General features: G+C 64.1%; 20 protein-coding genes. 4 read left to right on the top strand and 16 right to left on the bottom strand.

Features of this window, described 5'->3' with window-relative positions:
* Positions 1-57: 57 nt before the first annotated feature.
* From ACE3PH_RS11805 to ACE3PH_RS11780, 6 genes are all read right to left on the bottom strand, one after another.
* On the bottom strand, positions 58-831 hold the full coding sequence (locus ACE3PH_RS11805; RefSeq protein ID WP_374319168.1) for an enoyl-CoA hydratase: 774 nt from the start codon (positions 829-831) through the stop codon (positions 58-60).
* Between the two features lie 32 nt (positions 832-863).
* Positions 864-1,706: an alpha/beta fold hydrolase gene (locus tag ACE3PH_RS11800; protein WP_374319166.1), complete on the bottom strand. Its 843-nt coding sequence runs from the start codon at positions 1,704-1,706 to the stop codon at positions 864-866.
* 61 nt (positions 1,707-1,767) lie between these two features.
* Positions 1,768-2,991: an acetyl-CoA C-acyltransferase gene (locus ACE3PH_RS11795; RefSeq protein WP_374319164.1), complete on the bottom strand. Its 1,224-nt coding sequence runs from the start codon at positions 2,989-2,991 to the stop codon at positions 1,768-1,770.
* An 18-nt stretch (positions 2,992-3,009) separates the two neighbouring features.
* Positions 3,010-5,409: a 3-hydroxyacyl-CoA dehydrogenase/enoyl-CoA hydratase family protein gene (locus ACE3PH_RS11790; RefSeq protein ID WP_374319162.1), complete on the bottom strand. Its 2,400-nt coding sequence runs from the start codon at positions 5,407-5,409 to the stop codon at positions 3,010-3,012.
* A gap of 78 nt (positions 5,410-5,487) precedes the next feature.
* Positions 5,488-7,278: an acyl-CoA dehydrogenase C-terminal domain-containing protein gene (locus tag ACE3PH_RS11785; RefSeq protein ID WP_374319160.1), complete on the bottom strand. Its 1,791-nt coding sequence runs from the start codon at positions 7,276-7,278 to the stop codon at positions 5,488-5,490.
* Between the two features lie 70 nt (positions 7,279-7,348).
* Positions 7,349-8,062, bottom strand: coding sequence for a TetR/AcrR family transcriptional regulator (locus tag ACE3PH_RS11780; RefSeq protein ID WP_374319158.1), 714 nt, complete (start codon positions 8,060-8,062; stop codon positions 7,349-7,351).
* A 266-nt stretch (positions 8,063-8,328) separates the two neighbouring features.
* On the opposite strand from ACE3PH_RS11780, the gene ACE3PH_RS11775 reads away from it, so the two are divergent.
* On the top strand, positions 8,329-8,886 hold the full coding sequence (locus ACE3PH_RS11775; protein WP_374319156.1) for an HNH endonuclease: 558 nt from the start codon (positions 8,329-8,331) through the stop codon (positions 8,884-8,886).
* A 3-nt stretch (positions 8,887-8,889) separates the two neighbouring features.
* Here ACE3PH_RS11775 and ACE3PH_RS11770 read toward each other — a convergent pair whose 3' ends face one another.
* A complete protein-coding gene (locus ACE3PH_RS11770) occupies positions 8,890-10,482 on the bottom strand; it encodes an alkaline phosphatase (protein ID WP_374319154.1) in 1,593 nt (530 codons plus the stop codon).
* A 60-nt stretch (positions 10,483-10,542) separates the two neighbouring features.
* Between ACE3PH_RS11770 and ACE3PH_RS11765 the strand changes: the two genes are divergently transcribed.
* The 3 genes from ACE3PH_RS11765 (at position 10,543) to ACE3PH_RS11755 (ending at position 12,956) form a co-directional block, all read left to right on the top strand.
* Positions 10,543-11,265: a PhaM family polyhydroxyalkanoate granule multifunctional regulatory protein gene (locus ACE3PH_RS11765; RefSeq protein WP_374319152.1), complete on the top strand. Its 723-nt coding sequence runs from the start codon at positions 10,543-10,545 to the stop codon at positions 11,263-11,265.
* Positions 11,266-11,291: 26 nt separating this feature from the next.
* Entirely contained in the window at positions 11,292-12,542 is a 1,251-nt protein-coding gene (locus ACE3PH_RS11760; RefSeq protein WP_374319150.1) for an FIST N-terminal domain-containing protein, read from the top strand.
* Between the two features lie 114 nt (positions 12,543-12,656).
* Positions 12,657-12,956, top strand: coding sequence for a hypothetical protein (locus tag ACE3PH_RS11755; protein WP_374319148.1), 300 nt, complete (start codon positions 12,657-12,659; stop codon positions 12,954-12,956).
* A gap of 10 nt (positions 12,957-12,966) precedes the next feature.
* Here the strand turns inward: ACE3PH_RS11755 and ACE3PH_RS11750 are convergent, their stop codons facing one another.
* From ACE3PH_RS11750 to ACE3PH_RS11710, 9 genes are read right to left on the bottom strand one after another with little or no spacing between them, the layout of a single operon-like run.
* Positions 12,967-13,677 carry a GntR family transcriptional regulator gene (locus ACE3PH_RS11750; RefSeq protein ID WP_374319146.1) on the bottom strand — a complete coding sequence of 237 codons (711 nt, stop codon included), beginning with the start codon at positions 13,675-13,677 and terminating at the stop codon, positions 12,967-12,969.
* Positions 13,674-14,084 carry an oxalurate catabolism protein HpxZ gene (hpxZ, locus tag ACE3PH_RS11745; protein WP_374319144.1) on the bottom strand — a complete coding sequence of 137 codons (411 nt, stop codon included), beginning with the start codon at positions 14,082-14,084 and terminating at the stop codon, positions 13,674-13,676. The genes ACE3PH_RS11750 and hpxZ overlap by 4 nt, the downstream gene beginning before the upstream one ends.
* Positions 14,081-15,928, bottom strand: a complete 1,848-nt coding sequence (gene atzF / locus ACE3PH_RS11740; protein ID WP_374319142.1) for an allophanate hydrolase — start codon at positions 15,926-15,928, stop codon at positions 14,081-14,083. The genes hpxZ and atzF overlap by 4 nt, the downstream gene beginning before the upstream one ends.
* 51 nt (positions 15,929-15,979) lie before the next feature.
* Complete coding sequence (locus ACE3PH_RS11735) at positions 15,980-16,651, bottom strand: cysteine hydrolase family protein (RefSeq protein WP_374319140.1); 672 nt, start codon at positions 16,649-16,651, stop codon at positions 15,980-15,982.
* Positions 16,648-18,294 carry an ABC transporter ATP-binding protein gene (locus ACE3PH_RS11730; protein ID WP_374319138.1) on the bottom strand — a complete coding sequence of 549 codons (1,647 nt, stop codon included), beginning with the start codon at positions 18,292-18,294 and terminating at the stop codon, positions 16,648-16,650. The genes ACE3PH_RS11735 and ACE3PH_RS11730 overlap by 4 nt, the downstream gene beginning before the upstream one ends.
* A 4-nt stretch (positions 18,295-18,298) precedes the next feature.
* Positions 18,299-19,003 carry a cysteine hydrolase family protein gene (locus ACE3PH_RS11725; protein WP_374319137.1) on the bottom strand — a complete coding sequence of 235 codons (705 nt, stop codon included), beginning with the start codon at positions 19,001-19,003 and terminating at the stop codon, positions 18,299-18,301.
* Entirely contained in the window at positions 19,000-20,028 is a 1,029-nt protein-coding gene (locus ACE3PH_RS11720; protein WP_374319135.1) for a formamidase, read from the bottom strand. Before ACE3PH_RS11720 ends, ACE3PH_RS11725 begins: the two co-directional genes overlap by 4 nt.
* A 15-nt stretch (positions 20,029-20,043) precedes the next feature.
* Positions 20,044-20,964, bottom strand: coding sequence for an ABC transporter permease (locus ACE3PH_RS11715; protein ID WP_374319133.1), 921 nt, complete (start codon positions 20,962-20,964; stop codon positions 20,044-20,046).
* Positions 20,961-22,019 carry an ABC transporter permease gene (locus ACE3PH_RS11710; RefSeq protein ID WP_374319131.1) on the bottom strand — a complete coding sequence of 353 codons (1,059 nt, stop codon included), beginning with the start codon at positions 22,017-22,019 and terminating at the stop codon, positions 20,961-20,963. The genes ACE3PH_RS11715 and ACE3PH_RS11710 overlap by 4 nt, the downstream gene beginning before the upstream one ends.

The following is a 22,019-nucleotide window of genomic DNA, read 5'->3' as shown; positions in this document are numbered from 1 at the left end:
GACACCATAACAGGCCTGAGACAAAGCGTCCAGCCACCTCGTCCCAGCGCCCGCCGATCAGAACTTGGAGAAGTCCGGCTTGCGCTTTTCCATCACGGCCTGGATCGCTTCCTTGGCGGCCGGGCCATTGAGCAAGCGGCAGAAATGGCGAATTTCCTCGACCATCACGCCTTGCAGACCGGGTTGAGGCTGCTTCATCAGAGCCTTGGTGACACGCAGCGATTCAGAGGGCTTGGCCGCCAGCTTGGTCGCCTGGGCCTGGGCATAGGCGGCCACTTCATGCGGCGGCAGCACACGGGTCACCAGCCCCATGTCGAGCGCCTCTTCCGCATAGAACGCTTCGCCCAGCAGCAACTTCTCGGCGGCACGCTGGTAGCCCGAAAGCATGGGCAGCAGCAGGCTGGAGCCCCCTTCGGCGCACACACCCAGGTTCACGAACGGCAGGCTGAAAGCGGCGTTGTCACCCGCATAAACCAGATCGCAGTGCAGCAGCATCGTGGCACCGATCCCGACGGCAGGACCGCACACGCCGGCCACCAGGGGCTTCGGGAAGGTGCGAATCGCTTCCAGGAACTGGATCACCGGCGCCTGCTCGACGGCGTCGGCATTCGGCGGGTTCTTCAGGAAATCAGCCAGGTCGTTGCCAGCAGAAAACACCTCGACGGCGCCTTGCAGCACGGCCACGCGCACGCTGTCGTCCTGCGCCGCGTCACGCAGCGCATTGGCGAGGTCCAGGTACATCGTGGTGGTGATGGCATTCTTCTTGTCGACGCGGTTGAAAGTCAGCGTCATGACACCGCCTTCGCGATGCATCAGGATGTCGTCAGACATGCAGGTCTCCTTATCGAATAGGTTCTCGGAAATCAGGATTCGATCCAGTGCAGCATACGCGGCCACAGGATCGAGGCGGAGGAGGCCTTGAACAGGCCGAAATGACCCATGCGGGGCCAGCCTTCACGAGCCGGGTACAGGTGCTCAAAGCGTACCGGAGCTTGGGCATACAGTCGATACAGATGGCGAACCCCGTCCGGGCTGATCAGTTCATCATCATCGAACAGCACGGCGGTGATCGGGACCGAGACCCGAGCATACCGATGTCGAACCGCTTCGCCCTCGGCACCGAGGTAGTCAGGATGCAGGCACCACCGCCGCCATTGCCACATGGCCGCAGCCGGCAGATCCCCCACGGCCCCCAGACGCCTGCCGGGGAAATAGCCCGCCACGGCGATCCCCAGCGGAGCCAGCCCCCACCACAGCAAGGGCGCACGGCGACGCACAGCGGGCGCGTTCATGCGCCAGTAGCCATTGCCACTGGCCACGGTCACCACACGATCAAAGCGCTCGGGCTGATCCAGCCAGCCAAACAATTGCCCACCCAGGCTATGCCCGACGTAGGTGCGTGGCAGGTCCGGCCAGCGCGCACACAGGGCATCGACCACGGTCGGAAGGTCCTGCGTGGCCCAATCGGTGATGCTGGCGCGATAGCCCCGCATGCGCCGCGGAGCCGACTCACCCGTACCGCGCCAGTCAAAGGTCATCACCGCCAGGCCATGCGACGCCAGCCAGCATGCAAACGGCTCATAAAAGCGCTGGGGCACGCCCATGGCATTGGTCAACAGCACAGCGCGGCGCGGCGCTACATCGGGCTCGTAGACACGAACCCTCAGGGACCGTCCATCCTGAGTGTGAAGAGTCAGCGCTTGCATGGGCATGACAGGAAAAAGCCCGCACGAGGCGGGCTTTCTGAAGTGGAGGCGATGCGGCCGATTACAGGCTGTCGACGCGCTCGAAGATGCCAGCAGCGCCTTGGCCGGTACCGATACACATCGTCACCATGCCGTACTTGCCGCCGGTACGTTGCAGACCGTGAACCACGGTGGCTGCACGGATGGCACCGGTTGCACCCAGGGGGTGACCCAGCGCGATCGCGCCGCCCATCGGGTTGACCTTGGCGCGGTCCAGCACGTAACCCTTGCTGTCCAGATCCTTCAGCACGGCCAGGGATTGCGCAGCGAACGCTTCGTTCAGCTCAACCCAGTCCATGTCGGAGGCCTTCAGGCCAGCGTATTCCAGGGCCTTGGGGATGGCTTCGATCGGGCCGATACCCATGATTTCAGGCGGCACGCCCTTGACGGCAAAAGCCACGAACTTGGCCAGCGGCTTCAGACCGTACTTCTCGCAAGCTTCCTTCGAAGCCAGGATCAGGCAGCCAGCGCCGTCAGAGGTCTGCGACGAGTTACCGGCCGTGACCGAACCCTTGGCAGCGAACACAGGACGCAGCTTGGCCAGACCTTCCACGGAGGTGTCAGGACGCGCGCCTTCGTCGCGGCTGATGACCTTCTTGGTGATGGTCACTTCGCCGGTTTCGAGGTTCGGCGTACGCACTTCGACTTCGATCGGGGTGGTTTCAGCGTCGAAGAAGCCAGCTTGCTGAGCGGCGATGGCGCGGCGGTGCGATTCGGTCGCGAAAGCGTCCTGCTCGGCGCGGGTGATGCCCCACTGCTCGGCCACCTTCTCGGCGGTCATGCCCATGCCGTAGGCGATACCGACGTTTTCGTCGATGTTCACCACGGCGGGGTTGAACGATGGCTTGGCCCCGCCCATGGGCACCATGGACATGGATTCCACACCACCGGCAATCATGACTTCGGCTTCGCCGACACGGATGCGGTCAGCAGCCATCGACACGGCGGTGATACCGGCCGCGCAGAAGCGGTTCACGGTGGCACCGGCCACAGTCTTGGGCAGGCCCGACAGCAGCGTGGCGATCTTGGCCACGTTCATGCCTTGTTCGCCTTCAGGCATCGCGCAGCCAACGATGGCGTCTTCGATGGCAGCAGGGTCCAGCGTGGGAACTTGCTTGAGGGCGTTCTTGATGGTGGCCACCAGCAGATCGTCCGGACGGGTGTTCTTGAACACGCCGCGGCCAGACTTGCCGATCGGGGTACGGGTGGCAGCGACGACGTAAACGTCACGAAGTTGTTTAGACATGTGTTTGTCTCCGATCGATCAGTTGCGGACAGGCTTGCCGGTCGACAGCATGCCCATGATGCGTTCTTGCGTCTTGGGGTTGTCCAGCAGGGCGCAGAAGTGCTTGCGCTCCAGGGCGTGCAGGTATTCCTCGCTCACCAGGGTACCGGCATCGACGTCACCGCCGGTCAGCACGTCAGCGATGCAGGAGCTGATGTAGTAGTCGTGGGCCGAGATGAAGCCACCGTCACGCATGTTGATAAGCGACGATTGCAGCGTGGCCTTGACGTTGCGACCAGCCACCGGGAACAGCTTCTTGGCAGGCGCGCGGTAGCCCGACTCGTACATGGCCTTGGCTTGAGCGATGGCGACGTACAGGACTTCATCCTTGTGCGGCACGATCACGTCGCTGTCGAGCAGGTAGCCGAACTTGCGGGCTTCGATGGCCGAGGTACCCACCTTGGCCATGGCGGAAGCCTGGAAGTATTCCTTGACGTAAGCCATCAGGTCGACCGGGGTCTGACCCGACACGCCCTTGGAGGTTTCCAGCAGCTCAGCGGAGCGACGCGCCTGGTAAGCCAGACCGCCGCCGCCGGGGATCAGACCCACGCCGACTTCGACCAGACCCACATAGGTTTCCATGGCAGCCACGCGCTTGGCAGCGTGCACAGCCAGTTCGCAACCACCACCCAGGGCCAGACCGTGCATGGCTGCAACGGTCGGGACGTTGGAGTAGCGCAGCGACAGCATGAAGTCCTGCAGTTGCTTCTCGAACGGAGCGATGGCCTTGCCGCCGCCTTGCATGAAGGCCGGCATCATGGACTGCAGGTCGGCACCAGCGGAGAACGGGCCTTCTTGCGACCAGATCACCAGGCCCTTGTAGCCGTCTTCAGCGATTTCCAGGCCCTTGGACAGGCCGGCGGTCACTTCAGCGCTGATGGTGTGCATCTTGGACTTGATCGAGGCGATGACCACTTCGTCGTCCAGGGTCCACAGGCGGATGGCGGCGTCTTCGAACAGGGTCTTGCCAGCGGTGGCAGCGCTCGGCGCATTGGAACCCAGCACGTTTTCGCGGAAGAACTGACGCTTGTAGACAGGCAGGTCGCGCACCGGCACGTACTTGCTGGCCTTGGCAGACCAGGAACCTTCGGCGGTGTGCACACCGTCGCGGCCGTCGAACACCCAGGCGGGCAGCGCTGCCTTGGACAGGGCCTTGCCTTCGTCGATGTCGGCCTTCACCCATTCAGCCACTTGCTTCCAGCCGGCTTCTTGCCACAGCTCGAAGGGGCCTTGCTTGGCGCCGAAGCCCCAGCGCATGGCGAAGTCCACGTCGCGAGCCGATTCAGCGATGGTGTCCAGCGTCACAGCAGCGTAGTGGAAGCTGTTGCGCAGGATGGCCCACACGAATTGAGCTTGCGGGTTGGCAGACTCGCGCAGACCCTTCAGGCGCTCGGCGGCGGGCTTCTTCAGGATCTCGACGACGTCCTTGTCGGCCTTGCCGCCGGCAGCAACGTATTCACCCGTGGCAGCGCTGAACTGCAGGATGGTCTTGCCTTCCTTCTTGAAGAAACCTTGCTTGGTCTTCTGACCCAGGAAGCCCTTCTCGATCAGGGAGGTCAGGGCTGCAGGGGTGTCGAAGGCGCCGTTGAACGGGTCATCCTTGGCACCGTTTTGCAGGGTCTTGATGACGTGTGCCATCGTGTCCAGACCGACCACGTCAGCGGTACGGAAGGTAGCCGACGAAGCGCGGCCCAGCTTCTTGCCGGTCAGGTCGTCAACGATGTCGTAGCCCAGGCCCGACTTCTCGACTTCGCGGAAGGTCAGCAGCATGCCGGCCACGCCCACGCGGTTGGCGACAAAGTTGGGGGTGTCATAAGCGCGGATCACACCCTTGCCGACCACGGAGGTCGAGAAGGTTTCCAGCTGGTCGATGACCACGGGAGCGGTGTACTCCGTGGGGATCAGCTCCAGCAGGTGCATGTAGCGCGGGGGGTTGAAGAAGTGGATGCCCAGGAAGCGCGAACGCAGTTGCTCGGGCAGCACGTTGGCCATGGCCGTGATGGACAGACCGGAGGTGTTGGTGGCCAGGATGGCCTTGTCATTGACGAAGGGAGCGATCTTCTTGTACAGATCTTCCTTCCAGTCCAGACGCTCGGCGATGGCTTCGATGATCAGGTCGCAACCCCGCAGCACTTCCAGGTGCTCTTCGTAGTTGGCTTGCTGGATCAGCGCTGCGTCTTCGACCACGCCCAGGGGGGCGGGCTTCAGCTTCTTCAGGTTTTCGACAGCCTTGGTGACGATGCCGTTCTTCGGGCCTTCCTTGGCGGGCAGGTCGAACAGCACGACCGGCACCTTGCAGTTGACCAGGTGGGCTGCGATCTGGGCACCCATCACGCCGGCGCCCAGCACGGCCACCTTGCGCACGTTGAATTGACTCATGTCTTCTCCTAGGGAAATAGGAAGTTGATTGGGTAGAAAGGGAGGCTCAGGAGCCTCCCTTGAAGAGCCAGCCGCTGATTAGAACAGGGCCTCGTCCATTTCCACCAGGGGCTTCAGGCCAGCCTTGGCCGTGACCATCAGGGTCTCGACTTCAGGCATCAGCTTGGCGAAGTAGAAGCGAGCAGTAGCCAGCTTGGCGGCGTAGAACTTGTCGCCGGAACCTTGCTTTTCCAGAGCGATCTTGGCCATGCGGGCGAAGAAATACGAGTAGACCATGTGGCCGACCACGCGCAGGTAATCCACAGCTGCAGCACCGACTTCGTCGGGGTTCTGCATGCCCTTCATGCCCACTTCCATGGTGAAGGCTTGCACCTTCTTGCCCAGCTCGGCCAGCGGCACGGTGAACTCTTGCATCGCGGCGTTGTCGGCGTTTTCCTTCACGAAGGTCGACACCAGCTTGCCGAACTTGGTCAGCTTGGCGCCAGCGTCGCCCAGCACCTTGCGGCCCAGCAGGTCCAGCGATTGCACGGTGTTCGTGCCTTCGTAGATCATGTTGATGCGGGCGTCACGCACGAATTGCTCCATGCCCCACTCGTGGATGAAGCCGTGACCACCGAAGACTTGCTGGCAGTGAACGGTCGACAGCCAGGCGTTGTCGGTGATGAAGGCCTTGACGATCGGGGTCAGCAGGGCGACGGTGTCGTCGGATTCCTTGCGAACGGCTTCGTCCGGGTGGTTGTGCGACTTGTCGAGTTCGACGGCCACGAAGTACACCAGAGCGCGAGCGCCTTCAGCGTAGGCACGGGCGGTCAGCAGCATCTTGCGGACGTCGGGGTGCACGATGATGGGGTCGGCAGCCAGGTCAGGACGCTTGGCACCGGACAGGGCGCGCATCTGGATGCGGTCCTTGGCGTAGTTCACAGCGTTTTCGTAGGCCACTTGGGTCAGGCCCAGCGATTGGTTGCCCACACCCAGACGGGCGCCGTTCATCATCACGAACATGGCAGGCAGACCGCGGTGGGGCTTGCCCACCAGGGTACCGACAGCGCCGTCCAGCACGATCTGGGCGGTGGCGTTGCCGTGGATGCCCATCTTGTGTTCCAGACCACCGCAATACACGCTGTTGCGTGCGCCCAGCGAGCCGTCGGCGTTCACCAGGAACTTCGGCACGGCAAACAGGGAGATGCCCTTCGAGCCTTCAGGTGCGTCCGGCAGGCGAGCCAGCACCAGGTGGACGATGTTGTCGGCCATGTCGTGTTCACCAGCCGAGATGAAGATCTTCTGGCCGGTGATCTTGTAGGTGCCGTCGGCTTGGGGCTCGGCCTTGGTGCGCAGCAGGCCCAAGTCGGTACCGCAGTGCGGCTCGGTCAGGCACATCGTGCCAGTCCACTCGCCAGAGGTCAGCTTGGGCAGGTAGGTCTTCTTTTGCTCGTCGGTGCCGTGGGCTTCCAGGGCGGCGTGCGCACCATGGCTCAGGCCAGGGTACATCGTCCAGGCCTGGTTGGCCGAGTTCAGCATTTCATAGATGGCCTGGTTGACCAGCATCGGCAGGCCCTGGCCGCCCCACTCAGGGTCGACGCTCAGACCAGACCAGCCGTTTTCGGTGAAGGTCTTGTAGGCCTCCTTGAAGCCGTCCGGGGTGGTGACTTCGTGGGTTTCCTTGTTCAGCTTGCAACCCTGGGTGTCGCCCACCAGGTTCAGCGGAGCCAGCACTTCAGAGGCGAACTTGCCGCCCTCTTCCAGCACGGCGTTGACGGTGTCGGCGTCCAGATCACCATAAGCGGGGATCGTTTTCAGTTCGTCAACGGCACCCAGCAGCTCGTGGATGACGAACTGCATGTCGCGCAGCGGAGGATTGTAGGAAGGCATCGTGAAGCTCCTCGGTCAGAAAGGCTCAGTGAACAAAAGAATTACCTGATCTCTAGGGCCAGGCGACGGTTTAAACAGAGGCCGCGCCAACCGGCACGGCCAATCCGGGCGACGAAACGGACGAATCAGCAGCATAGAACTGAATGACCCGCTCGAACGCCTTGTGAGCCCGATCCAGTGCCTCCGGTGAGCGCAGGAAACGCGCATCGTGGTGGAGGGCCAGGATCAGGCCATGGATCTCGAACTGCATCTGCATGGGGTCGGTGTCAGGGCGCAGGTGCCCCATCTCGATCGCCATGCGGATGGCGCGCACCAGCGAGCCATGCCAGGTGACCACCATGCCGGCCAGCGCGTCGCGCACCGGACCAGGACGATCGTCAAATTCCACAGCACCGCTGATGTAAATGCAACCGGAATCGATTTCGGTCGCCACTTTGGCCACCCAGCCCTCGAACAGGGCGCGCAGACGGGGCAAACCCCGAGGCTGCTGGATGGCCGGCATGAAGACCTCTTCCTCGAACCGCTCGTGGTATTCGCGGATCACGGAGATCTGCAACTCTTCGCGCGAGCCAAAGTGGGCGAATACGCCCGACTTGCTCATGCCGGTGACTTCAGCCAGCGCCCCGATCGACAGGCCTTCGATGCCCATCTGGGAGGCGAGGCTCAAGGCCGCTTCGAGGATGGCCGCACGGGTTTGCTGCCCCTTGTGTGCGCCTCGGCCACGCTCACGCCCCGCTGATTCAGCGGCGTGCTTGGCATCGTGGTGAGGCTCGACATCGGACACAGGATCTCTCCGGCGAAATAAAACGAACGGTCGTTCTATTTTGCAGAAAAGTGTGGCGTGTGTGTGAAAGCCTTGCACTTTTTTTGGCGTTTTTTAGACAGTCGAGGCCCACACCCTACCCCTGCCCAGGGGGTGACGCAAGGGTTTTCCCTAACAGCTGTTTTAAAGGACAGTTGTCCATAAAGTACAGCGATCTAGGTGCCCAAGGTTGTGAAATTCACACAACTTGGCCTATCCTGTTTCAGGCAATCCTGTATGGAGGGTGCATGGACGTGCTGCAACTCGACGTGTCGGGCCGTCCGCAGGCCTGGTTGTCGGCCAGAGAAGCGGCGGTGGTGTATGCCAATGACGGTGTCGCATGGACACTGGGTGAGCCTTTCATGGTGCTGCGTGGCGGCATCCAGCGGCTGACCGGCCTGCAGTCCCGATTGGAACTGCACCCGATCATTGCCGTGCATGGCGCGGTACCCAGTCGAGCGTGGCGGCAAGCCCCTGCTTTGTCCAATCCCAAGCTGTTTGTGCGAGACCGGCAGGTGTGCGCGTACTGCGGCGGGCACTTTCCCCTGACCGAACTCACCCGCGAACACATCGTGCCGACTTCACGTGGCGGGCAGGACACCTGGATGAACTGCATCACGGCCTGTCGCAACTGCAACGGTCGCAAAGGCAACCGGACACTCGATGAACTCGGCTGGCAGTTGTATTACCTGCCTTATGTACCGAGCGTGCACGAAGACATGATCCTGCGGGGGCGACGCATCCTGGTCGACCAGATGGAGTTTTTGCTGGCCAGCGTGCCGGCCCACAGCCGTCTGCGAGGCTGAAGCTCAGACTCGACGCAGACCGGGCGTGGCGTGTTCGATCACGAAGCGCGCCTGGGAGTGCAGCCGCGCATCGGCCTTCACCGGTGTGGCCGTGCCCTTGAAGTCCACCTGAATCTGGTCAGGGGTGACATCCAGCTGCACATAGCCGCGCTCGTCGCTGCGCATATGCAGGACATCAGGGTTGCTGGCCTTGAGCCACTGCGTCAGCAACTCGCTGAGTCCTCGGCTCGTCACCGAAGACGTGACCACCTCGCTGGCCACAACGGGCGAGCGCCGGTCTTGCGGCTGGTGACGGAGATTGGCCGCCACATGGCGATGGACATCGCCGCCCAGGCAGACCACCCCAGGCACACGCGGTTGCGCAATGGCCTCCATGAGGCGTGCGCGCGCGGCGGGGAAAGCGTCCCAGCCATCGCCGTAAAGCAGCTTTTCGCCAAATGGCAGACGCAGGCCCGCCGGGCTGATCTGGGTCGACTGCAGGATGAACTTCCAGTTGCGGGTGCTCGACGCGAGTCCATCGGACAACCAGTCCTCCTGCTCCGGCCCGAACATGGTGCGCTCCGTGCCGTTGGCCGCAGGGCAGTTCAGCAGCATCCGTCCGTTGGAGGGGCCTCGCCAACCCTGGCACACATGCGAGGAGCGGAACTGTCTGGTATCGAGCGTCCACAACTCGGCCAACTGCCCCCATTCGTAGCGGTCGTGCATGCGCATGGTGGCCGCCACGGGCGAACGCGTGGGCGACACAGGCAAGTGCTCGAAATAGGCTTGGTAGGCTGCCGCCCGCAATTTGACAAACGCGGCATGGTCCAGCCCACCGGGCTCGGTCAGCCCGGCATAGTCGTTCAGCACCTCGTGGTCATCCCAGACCAGCAGCCAGGGATGGGCGGCATGACTGGCCTGCAAATTGGGGTCGAGCTTGTACGACGCGTGGTGCAGGCGGTAGTCCGTCAAGGTGAACTTGGCGACATCGTCGGGGAACACGTGCGGGTGGCGGCGCACCTGCAAGAAGGAGCGCATTTCCGTCTCGTAGATGTAGTCCCCGACAAACAGCACCAGATCGACATCGCTGTCCGCGATGTGGCGGTGCACGGCAAAGTGCCCGGCCTCGTAGTGCTGACAGGAGGCGAGCGCCATGCGCAGCCGCCCGGGCATCGACTCGGGATCGGGGGCCGTGCGGGTGCGCCCGGCCGGGCTGACCTGACCACCGGCCACGAAACGGTAGAAATACTCCTGCCCCGGCATCAGGCCGGTGACATCCACGTGCACGCTGTGGGCGCTGGCAGCGTCTGCCATCACCGAACCGGACCGGACGACGCGCGTGAAGCGCTGGTCGGTGGCCACCTCCCAGCGAACCGGCACGGATTCCAGCGGCATGCCTCCATCGCGCTGACGCGGATGGGGTGCCAGCCGGGTCCACAGGACCACCGAGGTGGGTCGCGGCTCGCCGCTGGCCACGCCGAGCGTGAAGATCTCGTTGCTCTCACGCCAATCGGTGAGCACCGGCATCTGCGCTCGCACACCCGGCGCAAACAGCTGCTGCCAGGCCAGCGCGGCGGCACCCAGACTTAATTGGCGAAGAAGATCTCTGCGTTGCATGAAGGACGCGATTATGCTTGTGCTTGAAGGCACAATGACCCAACACCCAGGAGACTTGTCATGTCGAACCATGGATCCCGCCCTGACCCGTCGTCCGCTGCGGGCGGCGCTGGCTCATCGTCAGGCTCCCCTTTTGGTGGACTCGAAGCCGGCCTGTCCTTCTTTCAGGACTGGATGAAAGCCGCTGGCAGCGCCCTGCCGAATCTGCAGGCCGCGCAAGGCTCAGGCGGCTCGTCCACATGGGGACTGCCCACCCTGGACCCCGAAGAGCTCGACAAACGCATTCAGGACCTGCGCACCGTGCAGTTCTGGCTGGAGCAAAACGCCCGCATGATCGCCATGACGATCCAGGGGCTGGAAGTCCAGCGCATGACACTCACCACCTTGCGCGGCATGAATGTGTCGATGGATGCCGTCAGGGAGTCGCTCAAGGCACGCGCGGCCTCAGCGGCTTCAGCGGCGGCCCCGACACCCGCGCCGGAGCCCGAGCCCGCCTCCGATGCACAAGCCGATGCCCAGGGTGCTGCAGAGCCCACGGTCAACCCGATGAAGTGGTGGAACACCCTGACCGAACAGTTCAGCCAAATGGCCAGCCAGGCGGTCCAGGCTGCGAAGGTGGTTCCTGACGCGGCTGCGTCTGCAGACAGCGCACCCGCCGCCGCACGCCAGCCTCGCGCGGCGCAGGCCACAAGCAAACCGGCCACCAAACGCACCGCGGCGAGCAAGCCGCCCGCCAAGGCAGCTCGCAGCACCAAAACCACCAGCGCCCGAACCAAGCGCTGAACCCAGCCCAACGAACCCACGTCCGCATGACCGACACCTCGTCCACCCCTGAAACGGTGCCGCCACACGAAGCGCCACGGTTTCTCTGTGCCCATGCGATGCACCCGCAGGCCGATCTGGCCCTGTCGCTGATCTGGGCGCAACTGGTACCCCAGGGTGTCGAAACCATGGGGGCCACGCTGGGCTGGTGCTACCTGACCGAACAACTCGCTCCTCAAGCCGAAGGCATCATCAAGGGCCTCAAGGAACGTCTGCCCGGCGTGGCCTGGGTCGGGGCGATCGGGCACGGTGTGCTGTCAACCGGGGTGGAGTACATCGATGAGCCGGCGCTGGCCGTCATGGTGTCGACCATGCCCAACGACGACTTCCGGGTGTTCTCGGGCCGCCAGCCCCTGCCGCCCCTGCGCCCGGGCGCCGACTTCGTGCCCCATGTGGCGCAGGTGCATGCCGATGCGTCCACGATGGATGCGCAAGACCTCATCGAGGAGTTGGCCCAGCGCACCACCACCGGCTACCTGTTCGGCGGCATGAGCAGCACGGAGGGGCGGCAGATCCATCTGGCACTCGACCCCCTGGCACAGCACGGCACGCGCAACCAGGGTGTCTGGACCGGGGGGCTCTCGGGCGTGGCGTTCACGGATCACGTCAAGCTGGTGTCACGGCTCACACAGGGCTGCCAGACGGTGGGCCCGACGCGCAAGATCACATCTGCTGACCGCAACGTGATCTATGAACTCGATGGCGAGCCAGCCCTGAGCTGCCTGCTCAAGGATCTGGACCTGCCGGTCACCACGGCCTTGTCGGTGCTGCAGCGCGATGCCCTGCCCAAGGTGCGCAACACCCTGGTCGGGCTGACCGATGAGGGCAGCGACATGGTGGACCATGACCACATCCTCGGAGCCGACACCCGGGTGCGCCACATTGTGGGTCTGGACCCGCACCGCCAGGCGGTGGCAATCGGCGACGAGGCCCGCGAAGACATGATGCTCAGCTTCTGCCACCGCAACCGCGATGCCGCCCGCCGGGATCTGGTGCGCATCTGCGCCGAAATCCGCGAGGAATTCGACCCTGCGGACGGGCCGAGCCGCCCGATCGCCGGCGCGGTCTACATCAGCTGCACGGGTCGGGGCGGCAACTACTTCGGCAGCCCCCATGGGGAAATGCAGATCATCCAGCACGCCCTGGGTGACGTGCCGCTCGTCGGCATGCTGGCCAGCGGCGAAATTGCACGCAACCACCTCTATGGCTACACCGGCGTGCTGACGGTCTGGGGTTGAGGCCTCGGCGCGACGGTGTGCCCCTAGCACGAGGGATGGGCAAAGTCTGACTCCGCCTCCACACTGGGTTGGCGGTCCCGAGAGGGCCGCTTCAACATCAATACTAGGTGAGTCATGATTTCCAGAACCCATGCCCCCAGGCAGCCGATCCCATTCGGCAGCCGCACCACGTCGCACGACGCGGCCCGATCAGCCGTTCACCACACCACCCCACACACCCACCGTGTTGCAGCCCATGGCGCCCGCGGAGCCGACATCCAGGCGAAATACCTCGGCCACGGGTCCTTGAGCGTGCGCTCGACACTGAGTGGTCAGTTCTATCGTTTCGTAGGCCACGGCGACACCTTGCCGATCGACAGCCGCGACCTGCTGATGATGCAGCGCTTGCCTGACCTGCTGATTTCCCGCGTCTGAACGCAGGCGTTCAGGCTTGACGCTCGCGGGCCAGCCGATGGCGGGCCTGGTAGAGCATGTCCAGGGTAATCTGGCGCACCTCCAGCTTACTTTGCTCGATGTGGGCGCGCAGCAGATGCTGTGCTTCGTCGGCACGGCGCCGCGTGATGGCACGCAGGATGCGCGCGTGCTCGTCATACGTGGCCTCCACCCGCGCTTCCTTGGTGAAATCGAGGCGCCGAATGATGCGGATGCGCTCGGTGATGTCATCGTGCACACGGGCCATTTCCTGGTTGCCGATGCCATGCACCAGCGAGGAGTGGAAGGCCTCGTCAAGCTTGTCGACCATGCTCTTGACGGGATGCCGCTCTTCGGGTTTCACCATCCAGACATCGGCCAGGGTCTGCAGCACCGGGCGCTCTTCTGCTTCGCAGAGTTTCGCCACAGCGTGGGTTTCCAGCAGCACCCGGAAGTCGTAGAGCTGGTCGAACACATTGAAGTCGAACGGGGCCACCTGCCAGCCGCTCTTTGGAAAGACCTGCAGAAAGCCTTCGCGCTGCAAGCGCTGCAAGGCCTGGCGCAAGGGGGTGCGGCTCACCTCGACCCGCATTGCCAGGTCGTTTTCGGAGAAACGGTCACCCGGCAGCAACTCGAAATCGAAGATGAGTTGCTTGATCTGGGAGTAGACCCGCTCGGCCAGGGTGGCCGGCGAGGCCTGTGGGAGCGGGCTGGCCGGGATCATGTTGGTGTGTCGGCAAACGGAATCATGCTCACATGAGCAGAGACGATTTTCCAGCCAATTGGCAGGCGCACCCAAGTCTGTGTCTGAAATCCGCGCAAATCAGTGTCGCTTCGAACAAACTCCGTCATGGCCACGGCCGTATCCATGCCAAAGGTCGTGATGCGCACACCCTGCAAATAGCGCGTGAAGTCAGGGGCTGGCACGCCATCTCGGTAGGACACCAGGGCGGCATGGCCGAGTTGCCGGTCCGCGATGCCGTAGCGGGTCACCAGCGGGCTGTCCCAGAAAAAGGCGTTGAGCGCCTCGACATCGTTGCTCATGAGGGCCTTTTCATAGGCCTCAAACAAGGTGGTGACCTCGGCCACCACATCCGGCAGATTGATGTTCAGGTCGTCGATGCTCATCATGCACTCCGCTTCATGTAGGCGCGCCAGCCACCGAACTCACTGATGTCCTGTGCCCCAGCCACACCGCAGGGCTCACAGATGAAGCCCTTGACCCAGCTGCCATCGGCCAGTTCGACCGAGCCCAGCCCCAGTGGTGGTGGAATCAGCGCCAGGAAGGAACCGATGTCGTCCAGCGGCACGTCATAGACCTCCACGGCAATGGGCGTGCCTGCGCCGCCATCCGACACCCGCACCAGCCCCGGCTTGGGCGGCACGGTACCTGGCAGCGCATACAGCTTGTAGGCGGCCGAGGTGGTGGTGCTGGCGCGCAGACGGGCGCCGCGCTCGACCAACTGCCCATGCAACGGCATGCCGCTGAGATGCGCCCCGACGACGGCCAGCGCCATGGTGGGGGCGGCCTCAGGTTGCACGGCCAAGGTGAGGTCCTGCCTGGATGGCAGACCCAGACGACAACCCAGCGGGTAGCCGGTATGGCCTTGAAGCCCTTGCTGCCAGGCGACACCGACATCCGCCAGGGCTGCATCGGCCCCCCCGGGGGCAATCAGGGTGATGCCAAACGGCATGCCCGCCTCCGTGAAACCAGCGGGCAAGGCCAGCGCAGACAAGCCCAGCAGATTGACGAAGTTGGTATAGGTGCCCAACTGCGAGTTGCGCACCACAGGGTCAGCCTCGACACTGGCCACCGTGGGATGGGTCGGGGTCGTGGGCACGAGCATGAAATCGATCAGGTCCCAGACGCCCGTGGTGCCCGCAGCCAGTTCGCGCAGCTTGTAGAGGCTTTTGAAGGTGGTCTGGGCATCGAAGCGGCGAGCGCCTTCGATGATGCCGCGCACAACCGGGTTCATCTTGTCCGCGCTGGATTCGATGAACTCGCTGATGGCCGCATAGCGCTCGGCCACCCAGGGGCCTTCATACAGCAGGCGGGCCACGGCGCTGAACGGCGCCAGGTCAACCGGCACGAATTCAACCGGCCACGGCGCCCCGGTTTCGTCACACAGAGTGGACCACCGCGCTTTGGCCTGCTCGAATGCGGCGACATAGGCTGCATCACCAAAAAACTCGAGTTCGGTCGGCACGCCAATACGCAAGCTGCGCGGAAAGCGCGGCGACTGCAGTACCACGGTGTTGAACACCGGTGCGCCGGCATCCGGCCCCTCCATGACCGCCAGCACGCGGGCAGCATCGGACGCCGTCAACGCAAAGATGGACACGCAGTCCAGCGATTTGCAGGCGGGCACCACACCCGTGATGGGCACCAGCCCCGGTGTGGGCTTGAGGCCCACGAGGTTGTTGAAGCCGGCCGGCACGCGGCCCGAGCCAGCCGTATCGGTGCCCAGCGAGAAGCAGACATCGCCCCGCGCCACCACCACGGCCGAGCCGGCACTGGAGCCCCCGCTGACATGATCAGCCGAGAAGGTGCTGCGCGGAATGCCATAGGGAGAGCGTGTGCCCACCAGGCCGGTGGCGAACTGGTCCAGATTGGTCTTGCCGACGACGATGGCCCCCGCAGCCATGAGGCGTTCGATCACCGTGGCGTTGACCTGCGGCTCGTAGGCGTAATCAGGGCAGGCTGCGGTGGTCGGCAAGCCGGCGACATCGATGTTGTCCTTCGCTGCGAACGGAATGCCGTAGAGCGGCAAGGTGGCCGGACTGTGCCCCTGGAGGCGATCGATCTGTGCCTGCACGAAAGCAGGCGATGCCAGGGTGATCCAGGCCGGGTCAGCGGCGCGATCAGCAGCAGGAGACAGGTAAGGCTGGAGAACATCTGCAGGGGTCAGGGTGCCGTCTCGGTAGGCGGCCAGCAAACCAGCAATGGTGTGGGGGGAAGTAGAAGTTGTCGCCATGATGGGTTCGCTCAGTTTCGTCAGGTACGCAGAAAATCAGTCTTGGTCAGTTCACCGCCCGATGGCCTCGATCAGGGCCTGAGCAGGCGCCGTCCACCCCACGATGCCGCCTTGCGCACGCAGCATGTCGAGGGTGGCTTGCTTGAATTCGGGGAAATAGCTCTCGGTGCCATCTTCGACCAGCAGGCAGTCATAGCCGCGGTCATTGGCTTCCCGCATGGAGGTCTGCACACACACTTCGGTGGTCACTCCCATGAAGACCAGATAGGACACTTGCCGGGCTGCCAGCTCGGCACCCAGCGTGGTGGCGTAAAAGGCCCCCTTGCCGGGCTTGTCGATGACGATGTCGCCCGCCACGGGGGTGAGTTCGGGGATGATGGCGTGACCGGCCTCCCCCTGGATCAGAATCCGCCCCATGGGGCCCACGTCGCCAATGCGCAAGCTGGGCTGGCCTCGCAGGCGCTTGGCCGGTGGGCAATCGTGCAGGTCCGGGGCATGCCCTTCGCGGGTGTGGACCACCACCCCGCCTGCCTGGCGCCAGGCCTCCAGCACCCGCTGGACGGTCGGCACGATGGCCTGCAGGCGTGTGACATCGTTGCCCAGGGTTTCACCAAATCCGCCTGGCTCCACGAAGTCGCGCTGCATGTCGATGATGACCAGTGCGGCGTGGGCCATGTCCAGGGCGAAATCAAAGGGTTGCGCCTTCACGGTGACGATGCTCATGCTGCCAGCTCCTCGTGTTGATCTGCCTGCGCGTGCCCGCCCATGAAAGCGCCCAGCACGCGACGATCTGCGCCGGCGGCCTGACAGGTGTGCACGATGCGGCCTTCGCTCATGACCACGATGCGGTCGGCCAGCTTGAGCAGCTCGTCCAGGTCTTCGCTGACCAGCAGCACCGCGCCGCCACGGTTGCGCACATCCATGATGCGGGCATGGATCTCGGCGACCGCGGCGAAGTCCAGCCCGAACACGGGGTTCGACACCAGCAGCACATCGACCTGACCATCGAGCTCGCGCGCCAGCACGGCACGCTGCACATTGCCCCCGGACAGCGAACGAATCGGGGCATCCGCCCCTTGTGTCTTGACCTTGTAGGCAGCGATCAGCTCACGCGCCCGCTCACGCAGCACGCCCTTGCGCAACCAGCCCCAACGCGCGGCGGGCACCTGGTCAAAGCGCCTCAAACCCATGTTCAAGGCCACGCTCAGGTCCCCCACACAGGCATTGCGCAGGGGCTCTTCGGGCAGGCTGCGAACGTGCAAGCGCTGGTTCTGTTCACGTCTGGCCAGGTAACGTTCGCCCGCGACCGTCACCACCCCCGACTCGCGGTCGCGCTGACCGACCAGCGCCTCCATCAACTCACGCTGCCCATTGCCGGATACCCCCGCGATACCCAGTATCTCGCCGGCCGCAACCTGCAGGCTCAGCCCGTGCACGGCACGCTCACCGCGGTCGCCCTGCACGGACAAGGCATTCACATCCAGTCTGATGGCCGCTTGGGCCGGCTGCGGTTGTCGGTGCAAGGGCGCCGACGAGATCACCTCGTCTCGCACAGCCTCTTCATCGGACTCGATTACGTCGTCAGCCGCCTTGCTCACCGGCAGACCGCTGGCTTCGCCCATCATCTCCGCGCCCAGCTCCGCCGGACTGGTGTCAGCCACGTGCCGACTGGCCACCAGGCGCCCACGGTACAGCACGCTGACGTCATCGGCGATCTCCATCACTTCCCGGAACTTGTGCGTGATCATGATGACCGAGACCTCGCCCGCATGCGCACGGTCGCGCAGGGCGCCGAGCACTTCATCGGCCTCCTGAGGCGTCAGCACGGAGGTCGGCTCGTCAAGAATCAGCAGCCGCGGCTTGAGGTAAAGCTGCTTGAGGATCTCCAGCTTCTGTTTCTCGCCGGCAGACAGGTTCATCGGCCGGGCATCGAGGTCCAACCGAAACGGCGTGGTGGCCATGAAAGCCTCCAGCTCCTGACGCACCGCTTTCCAGGGCACCACCGCAGGCAGATCGCCCTTGGCCAGCAAGAGGTTCTCGGCCACCGTCATGCCCGGCACCACCGTGAAGTGCTGGTAGACCATGCCGATGCCCAGCTGCCGCGCCACCACGGGCGAGGTGATGGCGTGCTCTCGCCCATCAATGAGCACGGCACCATCTTCGGGCTGGTGGTAACCCACCACGGCTTTCACGAGGGTGCTCTTGCCCGCACCGTTTTCACCCAGCAGGGCATGCACGGTGCCGGGACGCACATCGATCGACACCTGATCCAGCGCCACGAAACTGCCAAAGCGCTTGGTCAGGTTGTAGGTCGACAGCGCCAGCGCGCCTGTGGCGGGTGGCTTCGGGTCGAGCGGTGCAGTCATGGTCTCACTCCACCTTGCCCGGCACGAAGGCCTGCAAAGCCGCGATGACGGCTCGGCTGTCAGAGACTGCGCCAAACACACCGCCTTGCATCTGAATCATCTTCAGTGCCGCTTCGTGGTTGCCGTGATCGGTCGCACCGGTGCAATCGGACAACATCACGCACTCGAAGCCACGGTCATTGGCCTCGCGCATGGTGGTGTGCACACACACATCGGTGGTGATGCCCGTGAGGATCAGATTGCGGATGCCTCGCGTGTGCAGAATCAGCTCCAGATCGGTCGCACAGAACGAGCCTTTGCCAGGCTTGTCAATGATGGGCTCGCCGGCCACCGGATACAGCTCTGGGATGATGTCCCAGCCAGGCTCGCCGCGCACCAGGATCCGCCCACAAGGCCCGGCGTCGCCGATACCGGCGCCAATCTGCTGCGAGCGCCAGCGCTTGTTGGCAGGCAGGTCACTCAGATCAGGCCGATGGCCTTCGCGGGTGTGGATGACATGCATGCCCACCTGTCTCGCTGTGGCCAGCAAGGCCTTGATCGGCTCGATCGGCGCGCGGGTCAAATACAGGTCATAGCCCATCTTGTCGACATAGCCGCCGACCCCGCAGAAATCGGTCTGCATGTCGATGATGATCAAGGCCGTGTTGCCCGGAGTCAGCTGTCCGTCATACGGCCAGGCGTAGGGCTTGGAGTCGATCGTGAGGCTCATGGCTTGACCTTTCCTGTCAACAGATTGGCTTCATTGCCGCCGAAGGTGCGGGTGGGCGCATCGAAACCGCAGGACCGGCCGTCCACGTGCACCACAGCGTCTTCCCAGGGCAGGCGCGCCTTGCCGGCGACCATGTCCTGCATGAAGGTGTAGGGGCAGTCCTGCGCGCCGCCCTTGACGGCAACGTACCCGCGGTGAAAGAACTGGTAGATGTTGTTCTCGACGCCCCAGTGCTGGCGGGCCTCGCGGATCAGGTCGGGGCGAATCTCGGCACACACGATTTCGTCCGGACGACCACCGCCTTGCGCCATGACCGTGCCGTCGAACTGGCAGAACATGGCCTCCCCCATGGAGTCAAACGTGCCGTCGCTGCCGCACAGGCAGACGCTGGCCGTCGCCATCAGGTTCTGGAAGGCGTTGGCCTGGTTGGTGACCTGCCAGGCATGGCGGATCGGCGCGGTGTACCCCGCCGTGCGGATCATCAACTCGGCCCCCTGGTAAGCGCATTCGCGAGCCATCTCGGGGAACATGCCGTCGTGGCAGATGATCAGCGCCAGCTTGATGCCTTTGGGGCCGGTGATCACGGGGATGCCCATGTTGCCGGGCTCCCAGGGCTCCACCGGCACCCACGGGTGGTACTTGCGGTAGTACAGCTGCAGCTGCCCCTGGTCGTCGATGATGAGCCCCGTGTTGTAGGGCTGACCGCCCGGGTTCTTCTCCATGATGGAGAAACAACCCCAGATGCGGTGCCGCACACAGGCGGCCTTGAACGCCGCCACCTCCGGGCCATCCAGCGTCACCATGAGTTCGTCGGCCGTGCTCATGGACAGGCCGTGCAGCGCATACTCAGGAAACACCACCAGGTCCATGCCGGCATAGCTGCGTCGCGCCTTGCCCACCATCTCGACAATGCGATCTGTCTGGGCTGCCAGCTGTGCCGGGGTCTCCACCACAGGCAGCTTCAGCTGAACCAAGCCCACCACCACCCCCGAGGGTGATTTGTTCAATCCTGCCAGTCCACTCACGATCCAGGTCCTTTCCTACTTTGTCAGGCTCAGCTCAGAAGGCGCGCCCTGCAAGGTCCGCTTCGGGGAGCAAGTCCACACCAGAATCAACAAGGTCAGTGCATAGGGCATCGCGTTGAAGAGGTGGTAGCCCGCACTGATCCCCACCGACTGCAAAGCGGGGCCCAGCGCCCCGGCGCCACCGAACAGCAGCGCCGCCCCCAGACAGTGCAGCGGACGCCAGCGCGCAAAGATCACCAGCGCCACCGCAATCAGCCCCTGCCCACTGGACAGCCCCTCGTTCCAGCTGCCCGGGTAATACAGCGACAACGAAGCCCCGCCGATGCCAGCAATGAAGCCCCCCAGCGTGGTCGACAACACGCGCACCGTGTTGACCGAGTAGCCCAGTGCGCGCGCTGCGTCGCTCGAATCCCCCGCCATGCGCACGATCAGCCCCCAGCGCGTGTTGGCCAGCGCCCAGGTGAGCAGCCATGCCAGCACCACACCCAAGGGGAACAAGGCATTGATACGCAAAGCCGCCTGCACCTGAGGAGCGTCACTCCACATGCCCAGGTTGATGGCAGGAATCTGCGCTGCCTGCGGCTGAATCAGTGGCTTGCCCAGGTAGAACGCCAGACCGGAGCCCAGCAGCATCAGGGCGATGCCCGTGGCGATGTCGTTGACGCGGGGCAAGGAGCACAACAGCCCATGCAGCAGCGCCAACAGCCCACCGGCGACGGCGGCCAGGAGCACGCCCACCCAGGCAGAGCCCGACAGGTAGCTGCCACCGAAGCCGGCCATGGCCGACAACACCAGCACACCCTCCAGGCCGAGATTGATGCGGCCTGATTTTTCCGTGAGGCACTCACCCAGGCTCACGAACAGGAAAGGCGTGCCAACCCGGATGGCGCCACCCAGCACAGCCAGCGCCACGTCCAGCCAGATGGAGTCATTCATGCTCGCCCCTTTCCTGCTGCCCCGAAGGACAGTCGACCACGCCAAGCTTCGCTGGCCAGAATCAGCACAAAGGCAAAGCCCTGCAACACCAGCACGGAGGCATCCGGCAGGTCCAGGCGACGCTGCAGCAGGCTGCCAGCCGAGCCGAAGCCGCCAAACAAAATGGCCACCGGGATGATGGCAAACGGGTTGTGGCGCGCAACAAAGGACACCAAAATCCCCGTGTAGCCCATGCCCGCGATCAGCGAGGCATTGGCATTCGTGTGCACCGCAGCCACCTCGATCGCCCCAGCCAGACCGGCAGTGGCGCCCCCCATGGCGCACGCCGTGATGGCCAGGCGGTGACTTGGCAGACCCACCAGGCGCGCAGCCCGGGCGTTACCCCCCACCACCCGCGTGGCAAAGCCATGGGTGGTGGCAAACAGCCAGATGCCTGACAGCAGACACAAGGCCAGCCCCCAGACCAACCCCCAGTGCACGTCATAGCCCGGGATGCTGCTCATCAGCATGCCCTCCGGCAACGGCAGCGTGGATGGCTTGTTGAGACTGGCGGGGTCCCGCATGGGGCCTTCAACAAAGTGCTTGAACAAGCCAATCGCGAGGTAGCCCATCAGCAGGGAGCCAATGGTTTCGTTGACGCCGCGGTATTGCCGCAGCGCCCCGACCAAGGCGATCCATCCGCCCCCCGCGAGGGCCCCGGCCAACAGCACACACAGAGTGCCCCACAGGTTCGCCGGGGGCATCCACAGGTAAGGCAGGCCGGCGCACGCAAGCCCACCGAGTACCAGCGCGCCCTCGCCGCCAATCACCATCATGCCGGCCTGGTAGGGCAAGGCCACGCACAGCGCCGTGAGCATCAGCGGCGCAGCCCGCTGCAAGGTGTTCTGCCAGGAGAAGGCATCGCCAAACGCGCCCTTGAAGAGCAGCGTCCAGACCTCCAGGGGACTCGCACCCCCCAGCCAGACAAAGCCGCCAAACAGCAGCAGGGCGCCTGCCAGTGCCAGCACGGGCAGGCCCACAGCCTCTACCCATGGCGTTGCGCTTCGGATGCTCAT

Source organism: Aquabacterium sp., from assembly GCF_041909175.1.
Classification (GTDB): domain Bacteria; phylum Pseudomonadota; class Gammaproteobacteria; order Burkholderiales; family Burkholderiaceae_C; genus Aquabacterium.
The sequence above is the reverse complement of the archived record's forward strand: the minus strand, read 5'-3'. Positions and strand labels throughout refer to the sequence as shown.